We start from the raw sequence: 2,941 nt of genomic DNA, 5'->3' as shown, positions 1-2,941 counted from the left end.
GGGCGTTCGCCGAGTTGCTCGCGTTCGGTTCGCTGGCCGAGGAAGGCGCCCTGGTGCGTCTGGCCGGTCAGGACTCGCGTCGCGGCACGTTCACGCAGCGCCACTCGGTCATCATCGACCGCAAGACCGGCGACGAGTACAGCCCGCTGGCTTCGCTGGCCACCCAGGCCGGCAACGGCGGTCGCTTCATGGTCTACGACTCGGCGCTGACCGAGTTCGCGGGTCTGGGCTTCGAGTACGGCTACTCGGTGGGCAACCCCGACGCGCTCGTGCTGTGGGAGGCGCAGTTCGGCGACTTCGTCAACGGTGCGCAGTCCATCATCGACGAGTTCATCTCGTCCGGTGAGGCCAAGTGGGGTCAGCTCTCCGACGTCGTGCTGCTGCTGCCGCACGGCCACGAGGGCCAGGGTCCCGACCACACCTCGGGTCGCATCGAGCGCTGGTTGCAGCTGTGCGCCGAGGGCTCGATGACGGTCGCGGTTCCGTCGACCCCGGCGAGCTACTTCCACCTGCTGCGTCGTCACCATCTCGACGGCATCCGGCGCCCGCTGGTGGTGTTCACGCCGAAGTCGATGCTGCGCAACAAGGCCGCGGTCAGCAACGTCGAGGACTTCACGCAGGGCAAGTTCCGTTCGCTGCTCGAAGAGGTTCCCTACGAGGAGGGCACGGCCGACCGGTCGAAGGCCACCCGCGTGCTGCTGACCTCCGGCAAGATCTACTGGGAACTGCTGGCGAAGAAGCAGAAGGAAGGTCGTGACGACGTCGCGATCGTGCGCATCGAGCAGTTGTACCCGGTGCCGCGTCGTCGCATCGCCGAGACCCTCGAGCAGTACCCGAACGCGTCCGAGTTCTTCTGGGTGCAGGAGGAGCCGGCGAACCAGGGTGCGTGGCCGTTCCTCGGTCTCGCCCTGCCGGAACTGCTGCCCGAGAAGCTCAGCGGGATCAAGCGCGTGTCGCGTCGTGCGATGTCGGCACCGTCGTCCGGTTCGAGCAAGGTCCACGCTGTCGAGCAGCAGGAGATCCTCGAGAAGGCCTTCGGTCGCTAGAAGCCCCGTTTCGGACCCTTCGGGCCCGTGACGGTTCTCATGTGAGCCGGGTCGGTTGTCCCCCTTCGGGGGCGATCGACCCGGCTCACGCCTTTTCCGGGGTGTTTCGGCCCGGACGTGACGGGCACCCTTCCGGAGACCCCCGATCGCGTCCTGCGAGGAGCTACCGATGGCGAACCGGACCGTGGCCGACTACCTGTTGCACCGCCTGCGCGAATGGGGGGTGGACCACGTCTTCGGCTATCCCGGGGACGGCATCAACGGAATTCTCGCCGCCTGGACCCGCACCGGCAACGATCCGGTCTTCGTGCAGTCGCGGCACGAGGAGATGAGTGCCTTCGAGGCGGTCGGCTACGCGAAGTTCACGGGCAGGCCCGGGGTGTGCATGGCCACCTCGGGCCCCGGCGCGATCCACCTGCTCAACGGGCTCTACGACGCGAAGCTCGACCACGTGCCGGTGGTGGCAATCGTGGGCCAGACCGACCGCTCGGCGATGGGCGGGTCGTACCAGCAGGAAGTGGACCTGCACACGTTGTACAAGGATGTGGCGTCGGCCTTCGTGGAGACGGTGACGGTGCCCGAGCAGTTGCCCAACGTCCTCGACCGGGCGATGCGCACCGCCATCGCGTACCGCACGCCGACGGCGGTGATCATCCACGGCGACGTGCAGGAACTCGACTACGCCCCGCCCGGCCACGAGTTCAAGATGGTGCCGTCGAGCGTCGGTTTCGACCGGCCCCGCGTCGCGCCGGACGACGACGCGATCGCACGTGCCGCCGACGTACTCAACGCGGGGAACAAGGTCGCGATGCTCGTCGGCAGCGGTGCTCGCGGCGCCCGGGCGCAACTCGAGCAGGTCGCGGATCTGCTCGGCGCGGGAGTGGCGAAGGCCCTGTTGGGCAAGGACGTGCTGCCCGACGACCTGCCGTGGGTCACCGGATCGATCGGGCTGCTGGGAACCCGCCCCACCCACGAGATGATGACGGAGTGCGACACGCTGCTCATCGTCGGCTCGAGTCTCCCCTACAGCCAGTTCCTTCCGGAATACGAGCAGGCACGCAGCGTGCAGATCGACATCGACGCGCGCATGATCGGGATGCGCTATCCGAACGAGGTCAACCTCGTTGCGGATGCCACGGCGGCGCTCGACGCGCTCATCCCCCTGCTCCGGCGTAAAGAGGACCGTTCGTGGCGCGAAGGCATCGAGCAGAACGTGCAGCGCTGGTGGCAGATCATGGGGCAGCAGGCCGAGGTGGAGACGGAGTTCGTCAACCCGCTGCGGATGTTCGCCGAGGCCTCACCGCGGCTGCCGGACAACGCGATCGTCACCGCCGATTCGGGTTCGGCCGCCAACTGGTATGCGCGCCAACTGCGGTTCCGCGGCGACATGCGCGGTTCGCTGTCGGGCACCCTCGCGACGATGGGCCCGGCCGTGCCGTACGGGATCGGGGCGAAGTTCGGGCATCCGGACCGTCCGGTGATCGCCTTCGCCGGCGACGGTGCGATGCAGATGAACGGCATGGCCGAACTGATCACCATCCAGCGGTACCGGCAGCAGTGGGCGGACCCGCGGCTCGTCGTCGCGGTCATCCACAACAACGACCTCAACCAGGTGACATGGGAGATGCGCGCGATGGGTGGGGCACCGAAATTCGCGGAGTCCCAGTCGCTTCCGGACGTCGACTACGCCGCCTTCGCGCGCGGCCTCGGGCTGGGCGGCGAAACCGTGAAGTCCTCGGACGAGATGGGCCCGGCCTGGGATCGCGCCCTGGCTGCGGATCGTCCGACGGTGCTCGACGTGTACACCGATCCGGACATGCCGCCGATCCCGCCGCACGCGACGTGGGAACAGTTCACCGACGTCGCCAAGGCGGTCCTGTCCGGTGACGAGAATC

1 protein-coding gene and 1 pseudogene are annotated in these 2,941 nt (G+C 67.9%); both read left to right on the top strand.

Features of this window, described 5'->3' with window-relative positions:
• Nucleotides 1–1,046: pseudogene (gene kgd / locus R1101_RS0120170) on the top strand (multifunctional oxoglutarate decarboxylase/oxoglutarate dehydrogenase thiamine pyrophosphate-binding subunit/dihydrolipoyllysine-residue succinyltransferase subunit); the annotation flags it as partial.
• 169 nt (nucleotides 1,047–1,215) lie between these two features.
• A partial coding sequence (locus tag R1101_RS0120165) for a thiamine pyrophosphate-requiring protein (protein ID WP_016935107.1) occupies nucleotides 1,216–2,941 on the top strand: 1,726 nt, incomplete at its 3' end.

Origin of the sequence: Rhodococcus sp. R1101 (genome assembly GCF_000278445.1) — a bacterium.
Lineage (GTDB): Bacteria > Actinomycetota > Actinomycetes > Mycobacteriales > Mycobacteriaceae > Rhodococcus > Rhodococcus gordoniae.
This window is presented reverse-complemented; position numbering and strand designations above follow the sequence as displayed.